This is a genomic window from Rhizobium oryzicola, assembly GCF_030504645.1.
GTDB classification, from domain to species: Bacteria; Pseudomonadota; Alphaproteobacteria; order Rhizobiales; family Rhizobiaceae; genus Neorhizobium; species Neorhizobium oryzicola.
Map to the genome: position 1 here is coordinate 865,521 of NZ_JAUKWQ010000001.1, position 16,551 is coordinate 882,071.

15 protein-coding genes and 1 pseudogene are annotated in these 16,551 nt (G+C 59.1%); 3 read left to right on the forward strand and 13 right to left on the reverse strand.

The window, feature by feature from the left end; translation table 11 throughout:
• Positions 1-6: 6 nt before the first annotated feature.
• Entirely contained in the window at positions 7-3,153 is a 3,147-nt protein-coding gene (locus Q2T52_RS04165; RefSeq protein WP_302075403.1) for a putative bifunctional diguanylate cyclase/phosphodiesterase, read from the reverse strand.
• A gap of 295 nt (positions 3,154-3,448) precedes the next feature.
• On the opposite strand from Q2T52_RS04165, the gene Q2T52_RS04170 reads away from it, so the two are divergent.
• Complete coding sequence (locus Q2T52_RS04170; protein ID WP_302075404.1) at positions 3,449-3,709, forward strand: DUF1344 domain-containing protein; 261 nt, start codon at positions 3,449-3,451, stop codon at positions 3,707-3,709.
• 50 nt (positions 3,710-3,759) lie between these two features.
• Here Q2T52_RS04170 and Q2T52_RS04175 read toward each other — a convergent pair whose 3' ends face one another.
• The 4 genes from Q2T52_RS04175 to Q2T52_RS04190 form a co-directional block, all read right to left on the reverse strand.
• Positions 3,760-4,350, reverse strand: a complete 591-nt coding sequence (locus tag Q2T52_RS04175) for a histidine phosphatase family protein (RefSeq protein ID WP_302075405.1) — start codon at positions 4,348-4,350, stop codon at positions 3,760-3,762.
• 33 nt (positions 4,351-4,383) lie between these two features.
• Positions 4,384-5,202 carry an enoyl-ACP reductase FabI gene (fabI, locus tag Q2T52_RS04180; RefSeq protein WP_302075406.1) on the reverse strand — a complete coding sequence of 273 codons (819 nt, stop codon included), beginning with the start codon at positions 5,200-5,202 and terminating at the stop codon, positions 4,384-4,386.
• A gap of 132 nt (positions 5,203-5,334) precedes the next feature.
• Complete coding sequence (locus Q2T52_RS04185) at positions 5,335-6,459, reverse strand: DnaJ C-terminal domain-containing protein (RefSeq protein WP_302075407.1); 1,125 nt, start codon at positions 6,457-6,459, stop codon at positions 5,335-5,337.
• A 205-nt stretch (positions 6,460-6,664) separates the two neighbouring features.
• Entirely contained in the window at positions 6,665-7,045 is a 381-nt protein-coding gene (locus Q2T52_RS04190; protein WP_302076029.1) for an RT0821/Lpp0805 family surface protein, read from the reverse strand.
• 133 nt (positions 7,046-7,178) lie between these two features.
• On the opposite strand from Q2T52_RS04190, the gene pdxH reads away from it, so the two are divergent.
• On the forward strand, positions 7,179-7,799 hold the full coding sequence (gene pdxH, locus Q2T52_RS04195) for a pyridoxamine 5'-phosphate oxidase (protein WP_302075408.1): 621 nt from the start codon (positions 7,179-7,181) through the stop codon (positions 7,797-7,799).
• A gap of 68 nt (positions 7,800-7,867) precedes the next feature.
• Here the strand turns inward: pdxH and Q2T52_RS04200 are convergent, their stop codons facing one another.
• From Q2T52_RS04200 to Q2T52_RS04210, 3 genes are all read right to left on the reverse strand, one after another.
• Positions 7,868-10,054 (reverse strand): methyl-accepting chemotaxis protein, encoded by a 2,187-nt coding sequence (locus Q2T52_RS04200; protein WP_302075409.1) that lies wholly within the window; start codon positions 10,052-10,054, stop codon positions 7,868-7,870.
• 281 nt (positions 10,055-10,335) lie between these two features.
• Complete coding sequence (locus Q2T52_RS04205; protein WP_436799485.1) at positions 10,336-11,391, reverse strand: polysaccharide deacetylase family protein; 1,056 nt, start codon at positions 11,389-11,391, stop codon at positions 10,336-10,338.
• 86 nt (positions 11,392-11,477) lie between these two features.
• Complete coding sequence (locus Q2T52_RS04210; RefSeq protein WP_302075410.1) at positions 11,478-12,242, reverse strand: sulfite exporter TauE/SafE family protein; 765 nt, start codon at positions 12,240-12,242, stop codon at positions 11,478-11,480.
• A gap of 125 nt (positions 12,243-12,367) precedes the next feature.
• Between Q2T52_RS04210 and Q2T52_RS04215 the strand changes: the two genes are divergently transcribed.
• Positions 12,368-12,667 (forward strand): pyrophosphohydrolase domain-containing protein, encoded by a 300-nt coding sequence (locus Q2T52_RS04215; protein ID WP_302075411.1) that lies wholly within the window; start codon positions 12,368-12,370, stop codon positions 12,665-12,667.
• Here the strand turns inward: Q2T52_RS04215 and Q2T52_RS04220 are convergent.
• The 5 genes and pseudogenes from Q2T52_RS04220 to Q2T52_RS04240 all read right to left on the reverse strand — a co-directional run bounded on the left by Q2T52_RS04220 (position 12,657) and on the right by Q2T52_RS04240 (position 16,422).
• Positions 12,657-13,334, reverse strand: a complete 678-nt coding sequence (locus Q2T52_RS04220; RefSeq protein ID WP_302075412.1) for an HAD family hydrolase — start codon at positions 13,332-13,334, stop codon at positions 12,657-12,659. The genes Q2T52_RS04215 and Q2T52_RS04220 overlap by 11 nt on opposite strands.
• A 13-nt stretch (positions 13,335-13,347) precedes the next feature.
• Positions 13,348-13,782 carry a bleomycin resistance protein gene (locus Q2T52_RS04225; protein WP_302076031.1) on the reverse strand — a complete coding sequence of 145 codons (435 nt, stop codon included), beginning with the start codon at positions 13,780-13,782 and terminating at the stop codon, positions 13,348-13,350.
• Between the two features lie 9 nt (positions 13,783-13,791).
• Positions 13,792-14,262: pseudogene (locus Q2T52_RS04230) on the reverse strand (GrpB family protein); the annotation flags it as partial.
• A 7-nt stretch (positions 14,263-14,269) separates the two neighbouring features.
• Positions 14,270-15,685, reverse strand: coding sequence for a metalloprotease TldD (gene tldD, locus Q2T52_RS04235; protein WP_302075413.1), 1,416 nt, complete (start codon positions 15,683-15,685; stop codon positions 14,270-14,272).
• 89 nt (positions 15,686-15,774) lie between these two features.
• Complete coding sequence (locus Q2T52_RS04240; protein WP_302075414.1) at positions 15,775-16,422, reverse strand: invasion associated locus B family protein; 648 nt, start codon at positions 16,420-16,422, stop codon at positions 15,775-15,777.
• Positions 16,423-16,551 lie beyond the last annotated feature (129 nt).

Consider the following 16,551-nt stretch of genomic DNA (forward strand, 5'->3'; position numbering starts at 1 on the left):
CTCCCCTCACGCGACCTTTAGGAAACCGTGCCGGGCCGACGCTGTGAAGTCCGGGAAGGCGAGCGGGCGAGCAAAGGCATAGCCCTGCAGAAGATCACAGCCCAGATCCTTCAGCATTGCTGCATGCTGCATGGTCTCCACGCCTTCCGCCACCGTCTCGACGCCCAGCGAACGAGCAATCTCGATGATGGAACGAACCAGTGCCCTTTCCTGCGGCGATATCAGGATCGGCATCACCAACTGGCGGTCGATCTTCAGACGCTTGGGCTTCAGCTTCAACAAGCTGACGATAGATGTATGCCCGGTGCCGAAATCGTCGATTTCGACATCGATCCCCAGCGCCTTGATCCGCTCCAGATTGTCCGTCACCAGATCCTCGCTCTCGTCGAGGAAGATCGATTCCACCAGCTCAAACGAAATCTGGCCCGGTGAGATCTGCAGGGTCTTCAGGGTTTCAATCAGCTTTTCGTCGTGCAGCCGTTTGCTAGAAACATTGACCGAAATCTTCGGCACATGCACACCCATGGCGGCCCAGCGCATCTGGTCCTTCAACACGGTTTCCAGCACGAACTGGTCGATCGTGCTGGTGACATTCAGCTCGTCGGCAATTTTCAGGAAGGCATCCGGTGTCTGAATGCCCTTGTAGGGGTGATCCCAGCGCACCAACGCTTCGGCGCCGATAAGCTGATGCGTGATGGCGCAGAATTGCGGTTGGTACCAGGTTACAAATTCGCGGTTTTCGATGGCGGCCAGCAGTTCATCCGCGGTGCGCTTATGGCTGACCACTTCCGCCTGCAGGTTCTGCGTGAAGAATTCATAGCGGTTGCGGCCAAGCGCCTTGGCCCGATAGAGCGCAATGTCCGCATTGACCAGCATCTTACGCGTATCAATCCGGATGCCGCTTGCCTGGGCGATCCCGATGGAGACGCCCGATCGGCAGGCGAAGCCGTCGAAATCCACCGGCTGGCGCAGTTCGGCCACGATCTTGCCTGCCAGTTCACCAATTCGGCGCGCATCGCTCGAGTTGCGGATCAGGATCACGAATTCATCGCCGCCGATGCGCGCGACAAGATCATCTGGGGAAACGTTGCGGGTCAGAACCTGCGCAGCATAAACAAGCACGGCATCGCCAGCCGCATGTCCCAGCGTATCGTTGATCTGCTTGAAGCGGTCGAGGTCAAGATGCAGCAGAGAGAGCTGCTGCCGGTCGCTTTGGCTGCTCTCCGCGATGAGGTCCAGTTCATGGTCCAGCTTGCGGCGGTTGGCGAGCGATGTCAGCGGATCATGTAGAGCATTGTGCTCGATGCGCTGTTTCGCCATTTCCAATTCGACATTCTTGGCTTCGGCCTCATGCTTGGCAACCTGCAATTGCTGCGTCATGCGCATGTCGGCTGTCACGTCAAAGGCGATGCCGAAGATCTTCGTGGATCCATCGCGAACCGTGTGCGCCTTGCCGAAGGAGCGGACATAGCGAATGCTGCCGTCAGGTTGCGGCACGCGCACCGTGAGGGACTCCCGCATGGACACCGGGAAGTTGGGAGAAATCCGTGCCGCCATTTCGCGGTCGTCCGGATGGATCATGCTGAACCATTGTTGCGCACTGATCTTTCCGTCCGTGTACGGGATGCCATAGAGCTGACACATGCGGGCGTCCCAGATTTCAGTGCGCGTGGCGGGGTTGGATTCCCAGATGCCGCAATTGTAAGAGGCAAGCGCCAGGTCCAGGCGCGTGGACAACTCTTCCAGTTCCTGCTCGCGGTTGGAAAGCTCATCCAGGGCCAGTTCCAGTTCGGCGTTCTTGATGTCGCTGTTTTCCTTGGCGTCGCGCAGTGTCTGGTTGACCAGCATGTCGGAGGTGACATCCCAGACGATCCCGGCGGTGCGGGTGGTGCCGTCGCTATTACGATAGCTGGCGCCGGCCGAGCGCAGATAGCGAATGGTGTCATCCGGCAGCCTGACGCGATAGACTTCCGTGCAGGCTGTGGTTGAGCAGGTGCAGGTAAAGAAATGTGCTTCCGCGGCATTCAGATCGTCGGGATGGACCGAATGCAGCCATTCGTCCAGTCGGTTTTCGTTACGATTCTTGGCCTTGCCATGCAGTGCGGATGCACGTTCGTCCCAGAAGAGATGGTTGTCGTTGGTGACTTCCCATATACCGAGATTGGAGGTCTCCAGCGCCAGGTTGAATCGCTGCGAAAGCTCCAGAAGGTTGGCTTCGCGCGCCTTCAGCATCGCGATATTCTTGTTGCGTTCAGCAATCAGCAGGCTTGCGGCAAAGATGGGCACCAGAATGGCCAGGCCGATGGCACCAAGGAAGAAACGGATCGAAATCTGGTCGTCCGGCAGCGCTTCCCATCCGCTTTTCGGCGCCGCCATGATTTCCCATCGCCCGCCCGGCACATTGATGCCGCGTGAGACAGGTTGCAAACCACCGATCGTCTCGTTGCCGGTCACCATGGACGTGCCCTTGCTGTCCACATGGCGAATGGCCACATGGAGCCATTCGTCGCCGGCGAGTTCCTTCACGGAGATGGACGATGAGGCAGGACGAATTCCGGCCTCGGAGAGAAACTTGCCTTGGTTCAGCACCAATGTAACGGCGCCCCAAGACGCTCCGTCGTGGGTGCGGATCGGCGTGATCAGTGCCAGCGCGCCGTTCGCGTTGCCGTGAACGATGAGGGAGCGCTCGTTCCTCTGGTTGGCCCTAAGCTGTTCCTGCAGCTTGGCCATGTCCAGGCCTTCGACAAGACCTGTCGGATTGGTCAATTCGCCATTGCGGGTAAAGATGTGGCCGATTTTGAAGTTGGGCGCGACGATGATGGCCGTCACATGATTGGATCGATTCAGTGTTTCCTGCGCTGTTTCCGCGAAGGCGCCGGTATCCATATCAGCATCGTGTTCGAACATGTGGACCATGTGATCGGCAAGGATCAGGTCCCCGTCCAGCCTCCCCACGATGCGTTGAAGCATCGTGTCGATCGTGCGCTCGGTGACGGTGCGAAGCTCTTCCCGATAGGAGGTTGTCCGTTGATAATCGAAGGCGATCCCAACCAAACACAAGATGAGGGCCGCGATGCCCGCAAAAGCTGCGGGCCGCCGCCAGCCCTTTGCCGCGCGGTCCATGTACCAGATGGATGGGAGCCAGGAGAGCAACCGGTTAGCCTTCCATGAAAATTAATATTGCATTTCAGGACGCTAGAGACAGGGAGTTAATTTCCGATTGAACGAAACTCCATGAACTTGCCATGTATTTTTTGTGTTTCGTTCTCAGGAAACGCCGCATCTTCTGGCTGTGGTGCCAGAGCGCCCAGGGGAGGGTTGAAAATCTCTTAACGGATGTTCATCAATTGGACGGGAAATGTCATCATGCAGGGCGAATTTCGCCACAATCGGAAAGCAAAAGATGTTTCGAAACAAAACATTCCTGAATTCCCCAAGAGTCCGTTCCATGCGTCTCCTGATCGCTGCCCTGCTGACGACCGCCAGCATTCTTTCGCCTCTCGCTTCCTTCGCGCAGAGCGCCGACGTGCAGGCCACGATCAAGGCGGTCGACGTGAAGAAACTGTCGATCACCCTGGATGACGGCAAGGTTTACAAGGTTCCGGAGGAGTTCAATTTCGAGGGGCTCACATCCGGCGTGAAGGTTGTGGTGTTCTTTACCGTCGTTGATGGTCAGCGCGTGATCGACGACCTGGAAATCGTCAAGTAGTACATCATCGGTTCGCTGATACGTTCAGCCCTCATCTTCAACGAGAGCGGTCAGAGCCACCTTACGACATTGTGGTCAGTGTCGATTTTCAATACCCGATCCTGTGGAATGCTGGTCTGAGCCGCTTCCGCTTCCTCCCAGCCGCCGATGAGCCGGAAGATCGACCGCACGACGCCGCCATGGCTGACGCAGACCGTTGGCTGTTGCACGGATTGGAGCCAGGCACCGACGCGCCATGACAGGATTTCGTAGCTTTCGGCTGCCGCGCCGGGGGGGATGAACCCCCATTTCTGGCGGGAGCGCATTTTCAATCGTTCAGGAGAAACGCGCCGGATCTCATCCAGCGTATGGCCTTCCCAGTCTCCAAAGGAAAGTTCGACCAGACGATCGTCCGTTGCGTAAGCGAAAGGGTCCAGGCCCATGGCGGTGCGGGCCAGTTCCATCGTCTCCCGTGTTCGGGAGAGGGGGCTGGCGACGAATGCAAAATCGCCAACCGTGTCTTCAAGAAGCGCTGCCAGTGCACGGCCGTTCTGCGACGCCTGGGCCCGGCCGGTCTCGTTGAGACCGATGTCCTTCTGGCCCTGCAATCTGCCTTCGGCATTCCAGTCGGTCTGCCCATGGCGGATCATGTAAATCAGCACGTCGCCTCTCTGCCTTTCCGGGTCGATCGCCGATCAGTCTTTCACGACCGAGATATCGGGAGCATCGACCGCCTTCATGCCAACGACGTGGTAACCGCTGTCGGCGTGGTGCACTTCACCGGTGACCGAGCGGGAGAGATCGGAGAGAAGATAAAGGCCGACATCACCCACTTCTTCGATCGTGACCGTACGGCGCAACGGTGCGTTATATTCGTTCCACTTGAGGATATAGCGGAAATCGCCGATGCCCGATGCCGCGAGCGTCTTAATTGGCCCAGCGGAAATCGCGTTCACGCGAATATTCTTCGGCCCGAGATCGACGGCCAGATACTTGACGCTTGCTTCCAGAGCCGCCTTGGCAACGCCCATGACGTTGTAGTTCGGCATCACCTTTTCCGCGCCGTAATAGGTCAGCGTCAGCATGGAGCCGCCTTCCGTCATCAGCTTTTCGGCCCGTCTGGCGACCGACGTGAACGAGTAGACGGAGATCTGCATCGTCTTGGCGAAATTGTCCGCCGAGGTATCAATGTAACGGCCCGTCAGCTCGTCCTTGTCAGAAAAACCAATGGCATGGACAAAGAAGTCGATCTTGCCCCAGCGCTTTTCCAGATCCGCGAAGACGGCATCGATGGTCGCTTCATCGCTCACATCGCAGTGACCGGCCAAAACCGCATTGATTTCCGCAGCCAGCGGTTCCACACGCTTCTTCAGAGCATCGCCCTGATACGTCAAGGCAACTTCGCCGCCTTGATCGTGAATGGCCTTGGCAATCCCCCAGGCGATGGAACGGTTGTTCGCCACGCCCATGATGATGCCACGTTTGCCTGCCATAAGGCCGGTTGCCTGAGCCATACTCTATCCCCTGACACTTTATACGAATTCTGCCTATGGCATAGGCCGTGTCAGCGTTCAAGCATCACTCGGATCATCTCCTGTAAGGCATCGTAACAATGGGTGCACAGGGTGAATTCTGTCGCAGAACCGTCATAAGAATAGACCGTGACGCATATGGCGCATCAGGTCCACCACTTTCTGGTTCGGTTTCTCCCAAAGAACGACGCGCAGTTCTACGACGATATCGCCGCGCCCGCCGGCATCGTTGGGTAATCCCTGGCCCTCCAGGCGGATGCTCTGGTCCGAGCCCGACCAGGCCGGAACCGATACGGTCGTCTTGCCGGTCAGCGTTTCCACCTCGGCCTCACCGCCGAGAACGGCATCCTCCAGCGAGATTGGCAGGACGGTATGGAGATCGTAGCCCTCGACGCGGAAGCGGGGATCGCGCGCGATCTTGAGGGTGACCTGCACATCGCCGCGCTGGGCATTCGGCAGCTTTATGCCCTGACCCTTGAGACGAACCACGTGGCCATCGGTCATGCCCGCTTCAAGTGCGAACGAAACCTCCCGTTCATCGGGAAGCTGCGCGCTGACCCAGCTGTGCTCCAGCAGTTCCGTCAGTGTCACCGTTGCCGTTGTCAGAAGGTCCGGCGCCTTTTCCGGCGGTGGCGCAGTGCCACGAATGCGGCGCATGAGATTGGTGAGAAGCTCGATCGCCTGCAGGGGCAGGGGCTGGCTTTTGGGTGCGGCCGCATCGCCGGCCGGTGTCTCCTCGGGCCGCGGCGCAGCGGATTCCGGCTGTGCTTGGGCCTGCTGCTGCTGCTGCTGCTGATGATGAGCTTGCTTCTGCTGTTGTTTGGCCTGCTCATCGGCGCCAAAGATGCGTTCGACCATGTCTTCCGCGCCTTCGGCGGCTGGGCCAGCCTTGGCCTTCGCCTGGTTCTGGGCGCGCTGTGCATTGGCGCGTGCCAGTTCCTCCATCACCCGTTCCGCATTGGCGCGCGCTGCCTTGGCGCGCTCCTCTGCCTGACGAGCGGCCTCGCGCTGCTGCATGATGGTCTGCTTGGTGTCGAGCGCCTTGTCATAGCGGCGGCGCCGATCCGGGTCCTTCAGAACCTCATAGGCCTGCCCGACTTCCGCGAATTTTTTCGTGGCCGAGGGGTCATCCTGATTGTGATCGGGATGCAGTGTCTTTGCCTTGGAGCGCCAGGCAGCCTTGATCTCGTCGGCTCCCGCGTCTCGTTTTACGCCCAGAAGAGAATAAGGATCGCGCATGATTTGCCACCGGTTACGCTGGGGCGGCGGTTCCGCGCTTACATTGGAACACGCCGGCTTCAAACAACTCCTGCAAACGTCACACGGTTCCTCATGCGCCGACGAAAAACGTTTGCCCTTTCGTCGAAAGCTACCGCGTTCATTCTCTAAAGATCATTTACACGATCAGAGAGATGAAATTAACATTACCAAATTCTAAGCAAATTTACTGACGGTCAAATGAGGTGAGCGTCCAGTCGCCGCCCACATAGCACGCCTGTCCGCTAAAGCGGGCAATGCCGTCATAGGCGTGGCGGGTGGTGGTGAAGAACCGGCATTTCTGACCGGACACGACCACTTCATGAATCTGGGAAACCACCCCGGCGCTTCCCGTCGTCGTATTGGCCCAGGGGAGGGGGGATGTGCCGAGTTTCTGCAGGTCGGCTGAGGTTACGGCATTGCGCACCGTCACCTCGTCGGAGGCGGTTTCCGTCGGGCGCTTGGGTACAGAACCTGTCGAGAGCGTGCGATCCACCTTCGGCGAGCTATCGAACAAATCGAAAGAGCCACTTGTGCAGCCGGCCAAGCCGCTACAAACCGAAAGCATGAGGACTGCGTAAACCCTGAAGGACAGCGTCTGGCGAGTGCGGTTATTTGTCTTTGCTGTCACTGCCACCTTGCGTCCAACTCGGAAAAGGTTCACGGGTGCATTTGATCAGATCGGGAGCATTTTCGTCAATATGTCGGAAGAACGGTTAACAAGCGGTGACTTTACCGAACAAAACGAACCATTTGCCCTGTTTGCCGAGTGGCTGAAAGATGCGGAGGCAAGCGAGATCAACGATCCCAATGCCTTGGCATTGGCAACAGTTGATTCGGACGGCATGCCCAATGTGCGCATGGTTCTGCTGAAGGGTTTCGATGAGCACGGCTTCGTGTTCTATACCAATTTCGAAAGCCAGAAGGGTCAGGAAATCCTGGGGCAGAAGAAAGCCGCCATGTGCTTTCACTGGAAGTCGCTGCGGCGTCAGATCCGTATTCGCGGCCATGTATCTGTTGTTTCTGACGCTGAGGCCGATGCCTATTATGAATCTCGCCCGCGCGGCAGCCGTATCGGCGCTTGGGCGTCCAAGCAGTCACGCCCGCTAGAAGGCCGTTTCGCTCTGGAGAAGGCCGTGGCGGAATACACCGCCAAATATGCGATTGGCAGCATTCCGCGCCCACCGCACTGGTCCGGTTTCCGCATCGAGCCGGTCTCCATCGAGTTCTGGCACGACCGTCCGTTTCGCTTGCATGACCGGGTTGAGTTCCGCAGGGACGCTACGTCTGGCGGCTGGCAGAAGGTGCGCATGTATCCTTGAATGAAGAAGGGGTCGCCGGCTTTTGCCGACGACCCCCGTCTTTCTGCCCGTTCGGTAGGCTGTCCTGGTCAGGCCGCGTAGTCTTGGCGATATCCTGCTGTTGACCTTTGAGCGTTATTGCTGTGGCTTGTCCTGAAGCGCCGCAGCGTCTCGGCAAGATGTCGAGCCTCTTCCGCCAGATGCGCGCTGGCTGCATTCATTTCTTCCACCATGGCCGCATTCTGCTGCGTTGTCTTATCCATGTGGTTGACTGCGGTGTTTACTTCATTGATGCCGGTCGATTGTTCCTGCGAAGCCGCGGCAATCTCGCCCATATGGCTATCGATGGATTGCACCAGGCGAGCAATGACGGCCAGTCCTTCGCCGGTATTGTTCACCAGTTTCACGCCTTCATTGACGGCAGCCTCGGAGTCCTGAATGAGGCTCTTGATTTCCTTCGCGGCGTTGGCAGACCGTTGTGCCAGTTCACGCACTTCCTGTGCGACGACGGCAAAGCCCTTTCCTGCTTCACCGGCGCGCGCCGCCTCGACGCCCGCATTCAAGGCCAACAGATTTGTCTGGAAGGCAATTTCGTCAATGACGCCAATGTTCTGGTTGATCTGATGAGCGGATTTTTCGATCTTGTCCATCGCCGCAACTGCATTGGTTACCACACTGCCGGCCTGATCTGCCTGCTTGCGGGCATCGCTGACCAGACCCCGCGCTTCAATGGTCCGCTGCGAGGTCGAACGCACGTTGCCGGTGATCTCTTCCAGTGCCGCAGCCGTCTGTTCAATGGAGGCAGCCTGCTGCTCGGTCCGCTTGGCCAGGTCATCGGACGCCTGCGAAATCTCTCCCGATCCTGATGTGACGGAATTGACCGAGGCGCCAACGGCGATCAGCGCCTCACGCAACTGCGATACGGATGTGTTGAAGTCACGGCGCAGCGCTTCGAATTGCGGCGTAAATTCCTCCGAAATTTCGCACAGCATGTCGCCCGAGGCCAGACGCTTCAAACCTTCGCCGAGTGCGGCAGTTGTCTGGTTGAGACGTTCTTCTGCGGCCGCTTCGGCCTGGATCTGGGCCTCGACCTTCTCTCTTTCTGCGCGCAGACGGTTCTCTTCAGCTTCGCGTTCGAGAGTGACGTTCCTCAGTGCACCCTCGCGGAAGATATCGACCGCACTTGCCATGCTACCGATTTCATCCTTGCGTCCAACGCCCGGGATCTGCGTGTCCAGAGCACCCTCGGAAATGCGGCGCATGCTGAAGGTGAGGTTTGTGATGGGGCGGATGAGCCGCCGGTTGATCAAGACGAAGATCACCGCGGTAAAGACGATAGACGCAGCGAGGAAGCCGATGCTGACCAGAAGCTCGTTCATTGCTTTGGCGCGCTTTGCGGCGGCGGCGTCGCTTGCCCCGTCGATGAAGGCTGCGGCGACGTCCGTGAGTGAGTAGAGCAGGGGAACGGTCTTCGCGTCCCATTCATCGCGGGTGAAGCTGAGCTTTTCGTTGGCCATCAGTTTCTGCAGAGCATCGACCTGAAACTGGCGGAACGCGGGATCGAAAAAGATCTTCTTGGAATTATCTACCGCCGCCTTGATCTTCGGCATGACCGGCAGACCCTTCATCTGGTCGTCGATCGTTTCGGCAAGCGTATCCAGACGAGAGAAGGCGGCCTGCTGCTGTGCTGGTGCATCGGCGGGAATAGCGCCGCGGGTCGGGACGTTGTTGGTGATCACGGACTGGGCGCCGCCAGCGCTAACACGCAGGTTCCAGGCGATCTTGTGCAGCGTCATCAGCTTGTCGATCATGGGATCGCTCAGAAGCAGGCGCACCTGCACGTCCTTGCCGATGAGGTTGAGCCGGTCTTGAAGTTCCGTTGTCTTGTTCGCATAATCCGCAACGATTGTTGACGGGCGCGATGCCTTGGGCTGGGTGATGGCAACGGCTGCCTGATCCTGAAGGGTCTTCAGGCTCTTGAACGCGTCTTCAAGGTAGGCGATCGTCGTTGCCTTGTCCGGAAAGTCGAACTGCTTCAACGCGACCATCGCATTTTCGGCGCCTTGCCACTCACGCTCGCGAAGAGGCGCCAGATAAGAGGGTACATCCGTGACTGGATTTGCCTTCAGCAGAAGACCATTGGTAACCGATGATTCCGCCCGCATATTCGCGAGTGACAGGAAAAGCTGAGAGGATGCACGCGCCGCATAGCTCAGGCTTTCGTGCTCTCGTGCATCATTCCATGCGCTCCACGAATTGATCGCCAGAATGGACATAATAATGGCTGAACATGCTCCAAATAACGACTTGAGCATAAAATTGAGGCTAAGCATTGAATATTTCTCCCAAATCCCCCGGATCTTCCGGAGATAGGTTTCCAATGCCCGCGTAAAATTTGCGTAAATGGAGACTAACCTTAGGGTGCAATTTCGAGTAGATTTTCTGTCGCCATAGGGCGTTGGCTCTGCCGCGTCTCAACCAGACTGATAAATGGCAAGGAGAGATCGCGTCTATCTCGTCACGCGTTATTGCTTCGCGGCCTGTCTTTTCGACTTTCCTAAAGGCCACGCATAGCAAAGGGGATGCCCGATGCGAGGGCCGCCACGTAATGCGGCTCCTGATAGTAACCGTTCAAGGAAATACGGGGCAGCGCGGTTATTTTTGCTGCAGATTTTTCGTTGACGGTTCCGGGTTGGGTGGTGACTCCCACCTTGAAGCCCAGTGTCAATGCCAGGGCTTGCTCGCGCGTGGTCACCGCAGACGGGCTGCCATAGGGGTAGGCGATAGCGCTGGGGCGTTTACCCGTCAGCGCTTCGAGCCAGTTGGCGGATCGACGCATCTCGCGCGATGCCTCTTGTTCGCTCAAGCGCGCCAAAGCGCGATGGCTGACCGTATGAGCGCCAAGGCTGGCAAGGGGATGGCGGGAAAGTGTGAGCAATTCCTGCCGCGGCATGGTCAGCGAAGCGGTGATGTCGAGCGGTTCAATACCGTGGGCGCTGGCGCAGGCATCCAGCATTGCCACGGCAGATGCCTCGCACCCGTTCCGCATAAACTGGGCAAAGCGGTCGAAGGCATCAAGCTTGCGACTGGGTGTGGAAAGATCAACCTCTTCCTCGCCGTCTCCGAAATCGAAAGCAAGCCCGTCCTGCGTCGTCAGCAGTTCCGCCAGAGTTTCCCACCAGATGGAGTGCGTACGATCGGCAAAGCCCTCATTGATGAAAATGGTGAAGGGCACCTGGTGGCGCTCGAAGATAGGCAGGGCATGGCTGACATTGTTGCGATAGCCGTCATCCAGCGTGAAGCAGGCAAACGGGCGTTCCTGTGGACGCGTTAGCCGGTCCGGTATGTCGCTGAGGCCGATGAAATCGTAGCCTTCCTGCCGGAGCCGAATGATGGCCGCATCCAGAAACTCCGGGTTAACTTCCAGATGACCATTCGGCTCGATCGGACGTGCGACATGCGGGCGTACATGATGCAGTGTGAAGATTGCACCGCGGCCACGCGCTTCTCGCATCAGGCCCGCACGCGCCAGAATATTGGCAGTCGTCAGCCCTCCAGCAATCAAGCCGCGCTTGACGCTGCGACGCCAAAGAGCCTCCAGTCTGTCTGCCATGCGAAAAATCTTCGCCTCCGAACTGTCCCGCTGCACGCTATGCCTGAGATCGTTAAGCCTTGCTGAAGGCGAAGCAACCAGAAGGTTTAGCGTGCAAAATTATCCAGCAGCGGCAGGCTGATCACAGCTGCCATGGCAATCAGACAAAAGCAGATCCTGCGAAATGTTGCCTCGCTCGCGACGCCGAAAAGCCGCGCACCGGCAAACAATCCCAAGCCATAGCCTGGGCCGACGATGGCCGCCAGAAGCAGGATATCCAGGTTCAGCAAGCCGCTCCAAAGATAGGAGGTCGTGGTGATGATGGTGGACAGCGCAAAATACAGCACGAGATTGGCGCGGACATTCGACGCCGGGATGGCGCCACCCAACCAGTAGGCGACGACCGGCGGCCCGGAAAGCTGTGCAACTCCGCCGAACACGCCTGCCACTGCGCCTGTGGCGATGCCCAGCGGCGCTTTCGGTTTTCCGCTATAGCGCCAGCCGGAGATCAACAGGATGAGCAGGACGATCACGATCGAGCAGATGATCCAGCGTAGCGTGAGTGTTGGCGCATAGCGCAACAGCGCCGTGCCGACGGGGACCCCCGCCAGCGCGCCGATCAGCAGCGTGCCAACGTCGCGCTTGTTTGCTCGGCGCCAGCCGTCCGGCAACATGCCGAGTGTGGTGATACCATCGATGACCAGCAGCAGCGGTGCCGCAATCTGCGGTGCAGCCAACCGGCTGGCGATGGGGACGAAGATCAACGCGCCGCCGAAGCCGGAAAAGCCACGTGCCAGCCCGCCGACCAGCGCGGCGGCAAACAAAAGAATGATCTGCAGCGGCGGATGCGCCACGAAAAAACTATTGAACATTGGGGAGACCGGAAATGTGATGGGATGCGGCATGAGCACTGTCTTGCGACCTCTTGTCAAGGCGAAGGAATCCCTTGCCGAATCTTCCGGCATCTCTCATGGTTTTCCGAACAAAAGGAGAACTTATGCTAAAGGATCTTGCAACCCGCTTCGAAAAGGCATCTGCGCTCTACGCCGCGACACATGAGCTTCAACGAGACCGAGACTGGTTCATGCTGAAGCTGCAGGAGGAGATTGGCGAACTGACGCAGGCCTTTAATCGCCTGACCGGGCGAGGGCGCGCCAAGGGACGAACGCGCGAGGAAATCCGCCAGGATCTCGCGGATGAAGCCGCCGACGTGCTCGGCCACATTCTGCTGCTGGCGCACCAGCATGAGCTTGATCTGGAGGCCGCGATCGAGCGCAAATGGCTGTTCAGGCCGTAAGGCGCGATTGCTCCACCAGCAGGCAGACCTCGTGCAGGTCTTCCGCGACATGCACTGCAAGCGCGCGCATCTCATCCGTGGCGGGCAGAAGATCAGGCACCATGACAGCCATCATGCCGGCGCCGGAAGCGCTGCGGATGCCGTTATAGGAATCTTCAAGCGCCATGCAGTCGGCAGGCTCCAAGCCCAGCCGCTCGGCGGCCTTTAGATAGGGGTCGGGGGCAGGCTTGCCATGCGGATAATCGCCTTGGGCGATGACATGGTGGAAGCGGTCGAGAATGCCGAGTTGGCCCAGATGGTGGCGGACCTGGTGATGACCGGAGGAGGTGCAAACAGCACGCGGAAGTCCAAGCGCATCCAGCTTGTCCAACAGTTCGATGACGCCCGTTTTCAGATCGAGCTGATGCTCCAGCAGCTTGTCGAAATGCTCAAGCCAGACCACCCGGAAGGCATCCGCATCGAAATCCTCGCCATAGTGCTCTTTCAGCAGAAGGGCGATGTTGATCCAGGGCTGACCCAGCATGCCCTCGTAGATCGACGGGCCAATCGGCAGTCCTGATTGCGTGGCCGCTGAAATGACCGACTGACGATAGAGGATTTCGGTATCGAGGATCAGTCCGTCCATATCGAACACGACGGCCTTGGGCGGGCGGGGAAGGATGCGCATGTTGAACCTGCCTTCAAAAACCCCGCATACCCAAATCCTCGAAAGGCCTCAAGAGATAACCATCGGGATCGGCGACGAGGAACTGCCGGTTTCCGACTTCGTGGTCATCGCGCCTATACCATTTTTCTTCCAAGGGGACTGCGAGTGCATGGCCTGCCTGCTGAAGTCGGGCTAAAATTGCCGTGACGCTGGGAACACGAAGCTGGAGGTTGAGCCCGCGCCCCAGCGGCGCAACAAGCGGCGCCTCGTCGTCAAACGTGCGGCCTGTGCCGATCTGGTCAATCATCAGCTGCGCAGCACCCAAGGTCAGGAAACTGAAGCCCTCCTCCGGTCTCTCATAAAGCACGCTGAAGCCGATGAGATCGACATAGAAGTTCCGGCTGATGCGCCAGTCTGTAACGGCCAGTTCGGGAACGAGCGCGTTTTCCGCGAAAGCTGCGCGACCTATAACGCTTCTTATAAAATCGCTTTTCGCCGCTGTGTAGCGATCACCGTCCTCGGGATAAAGCCGCGCCAGTTCCTCCTTCAGAAGGCAGTAGGCGAAGGCAAGATGTGGATTGGAGCGAAGTGCATCGCGGAAATTCAGCCGGTCACGATGCGTCTGATTCTGGGGTGGGCAAAGGTAAACCCGCCGGCCAGGATTGCCCGGCATCAGAAATGCAAAAACGCCGTCGCCATGTCGAGATCCGCGCGGACGGTAGCCGGCATTTTCCAGGATGGATGCAAGGGTCGAAATGTTTGCCGGGACCGCGACGGTCACGTCAATGTCTATCAATGGCTTTGCGCGTAGCCCTGGTACCGATGTGCTGCCGACATGTTCGACAGCGCAGGCAGGTAAATCCAAAAGCCGTTGGAGTTCTATGCTCGCTCTCGAAAACTGAAGCGGCCACTCCGGATCGTAATCCACGATCTCGACCCGGGTCGCCATCTTTACCTCAAGCCTTCGTGCCGCCGACGGTCACCTGGTCCATGCGCAGGTGCGGCTGGCCGACACCAACAGGCACCCACTGGCCACCCTTGCCGCAATTGCCGATGCCGGTATCGAGCTTGGTGTCGTTGCCGACCATGGAGACGCGCTTCATCGCATCCGGGCCGTTGCCGATCAGCATGGCGCCCTTGATGGCGGGGCCGATCTTGCCGTTCTCGATCAGATAGGCTTCCGTGCAGCCGAACACGAACTTGCCGGATGTGATATCCACCTGTCCGCCGCCGAAGGAAACGGCGTAGACACCTTTCTTCACCGAGGCGATGATTTCTTCCGGCGTCTTGTCGCCCGAGAGCATGTAGGTGTTTGTCATGCGCGGCATCGGCACATGCGCATAGCCCTGGCGCCGGCCATTGCCGGTGGGCTTCAGCCCCATCAGCCGCGCATTCTGCCGGTCCTGCATGTAGTTCACCAGACGGCCGTTCTCGATCAGGACGTTATAGGCAGAGGGCGTGCCTTCGTCGTCGATGGTGAGCGAGCCGCGGCGGCTCTCGATCGTGCCGTCATCCACCACGGTGACGCCGGGAGCGGCCACCATTTCGCCCAGCAGCCCGGCAAAGGCCGACGTCTTCTTGCGGTTGAAATCGCCTTCCAGCCCGTGGCCGACCGCTTCATGCAGCATCACGCCCGGCCAGCCATTGCCGAGCACCACATCCATGGTACCGGCCGGCGCATCGATCGCATCGAGATTGACGAGAGCCTGCCGCAGCGCCTCATCCGCGCCCGTGTGCCAGTTTCCATTCAGCACGAAATCACCGAAACCGATGCGCCCGCCCGTTCCGAAGGAGCCGCTCTCCTGACGGTCGCCATCGCCCACCACGACGGAAATGTTGAGGCGCGTCATGGGGCGGATGTCCTGCACCCGGTGGCCATCGGCGCGCAGGATATCCACCACCTGCCAGCTGGCCGCGATGGAAGCAGTGACCTGCCGCACCTTCGGGTCCTTGCCGCGAAGATAGGCGTCGATTTCCGACAGCAGGCTCACCTTCTCTTCGAAGGTGGGCGAGCCGATCGGGTTTTCATCGCCATAAAGCTTTTTGTTGGTGCGTTGAGGTGCGGCAGCGTAGGAGCCGGAATAGCCGCGGGTGACGGCCTTTACCGCATCGCTGGCGCGCGAAAGGGCCGCTTCCGACAATTCGCCCGCATGGGCAAAACCCACCGCTTCGCCGGCCACTGAACGTAGGCCAAAACCCTGGTCCGTATTGAAGGAGCCGCCCTTCAAGCGTCCGTTGTCGAATGTCAGCGATTCGGCCTGAGCATGCTCGACGAAAAGCTCGCCATCGTCGGCGCCCTGCAAGGCATCGGATAAAAGCGCGCGCAGCCGGGTTTCGTCGCAGTCGAAAAGGGAGATCAGGTCGGTCGTCATGGCGGCTCCTTGCGCGGGGCGATGGCCCCCTTATCCGCCGATGTAAGTGCCGGGCGCGCGCTAGGCAAGCCCGGCTGTCACATGTCAGCTCACGGAAGGGCGTCGTAGCCTTCGCCGAAACCGGAAAGCTCGATCGGGATGCCGACACGGTCCTGATCGACCGCTTCGCGCAGTGCGAAGACGGCATTCTTGCCGGCGCGGAGGATGCGCATCAGGTCATCGTCGATTTCCACTTCCACATAGCAGCCCTCGGAGAAGCAGCGGGTGAAATAGGCGCGGCCGATATTGTTGTTGTCGACGTAAAGCTCCATGCCGTCCTTCAGGAGAACGCCCAGCGGTGCCAGGATGCGCAGGATGCGTGCCTTGCGGTCCGCTGTCTTCAGGACCACGACGGAAAGGCCAACTTCCGGCCGGTCATCGGCAATCACGTTCTGCATCAGCGCGCATTGCTCGGTGGTGGCGCCGGCAGGCTTGTCGCAGAGGATCGACCATGCACCGTGGTTCTCGCGCACCGTACCTGGCTGCTGCGGAGCAACTGGCTGCGGCTTGGCCTGCTTTTCGGCAGGCTGCGAAGGTTGCGCCGGGGCCGGCTTTGCCGCGGGTTGCGCCTGGGCAGGCTTGGGCGCCGATTGGGGCGCCGGTTGCGGCGCGGGCTGGGGCGTTTGGGCCGCAGCGAAACTGGCGAAGCCTGGCAGCATCGCGGCGAGAATCGCCGCGCGCAGACGTGAAAGACGCATGTAAACCTCTGCTTGTCGAATCAGTGGCGCTATTCTTGTCTCTGGGGAGAGCGAATGAAAAGCCCCGACCTCTTTTCAGCGGACTGCGGCGAAAATGGGGAGCATAAAGGAATCAAGGTACACCAAGGG

What these genes read in the sequence shown, in the direction of transcription:
- Q2T52_RS04170 (WP_302075404.1), top strand. Translation starts at nt 3,449, where the DNA reads ATGCGTCTCCTGATCGCTGCCCTGCTGACGACCGCCAGCATTCTTTCG.
- Q2T52_RS04220 (WP_302075412.1), bottom strand. Translation starts at nt 13,334, where the DNA reads ATGCGCATCCTTCCCCGCCCGCCCAAGGCCGTCGTGTTCGATATGGAC.
- tldD (WP_302075413.1), bottom strand. Translation starts at nt 15,685, where the DNA reads ATGACGACCGACCTGATCTCCCTTTTCGACTGCGACGAAACCCGGCTG.
- Q2T52_RS04185 (WP_302075407.1), bottom strand. Translation starts at nt 6,459, where the DNA reads ATGCGCGATCCTTATTCTCTTCTGGGCGTAAAACGAGACGCGGGAGCC.
- Q2T52_RS04200 (WP_302075409.1), bottom strand. Translation starts at nt 10,054, where the DNA reads ATGTCCATTCTGGCGATCAATTCGTGGAGCGCATGGAATGATGCACGA.
- Q2T52_RS04210 (WP_302075410.1), bottom strand. Translation starts at nt 12,242, where the DNA reads ATGTTCAATAGTTTTTTCGTGGCGCATCCGCCGCTGCAGATCATTCTT.
- Q2T52_RS04215 (WP_302075411.1), top strand. Translation starts at nt 12,368, where the DNA reads ATGCTAAAGGATCTTGCAACCCGCTTCGAAAAGGCATCTGCGCTCTAC.
- fabI (WP_302075406.1), bottom strand. Translation starts at nt 5,202, where the DNA reads ATGGCTCAGGCAACCGGCCTTATGGCAGGCAAACGTGGCATCATCATG.
- pdxH (WP_302075408.1), top strand. Translation starts at nt 7,179, where the DNA reads ATGTCGGAAGAACGGTTAACAAGCGGTGACTTTACCGAACAAAACGAA.
- Q2T52_RS04240 (WP_302075414.1), bottom strand. Translation starts at nt 16,422, where the DNA reads ATGCGTCTTTCACGTCTGCGCGCGGCGATTCTCGCCGCGATGCTGCCA.
- Q2T52_RS04205 (WP_436799485.1), bottom strand. Translation starts at nt 11,391, where the DNA reads ATGGCAGACAGACTGGAGGCTCTTTGGCGTCGCAGCGTCAAGCGCGGC.
- Q2T52_RS04190 (WP_302076029.1), bottom strand. Translation starts at nt 7,045, where the DNA reads ATGCTTTCGGTTTGTAGCGGCTTGGCCGGCTGCACAAGTGGCTCTTTC.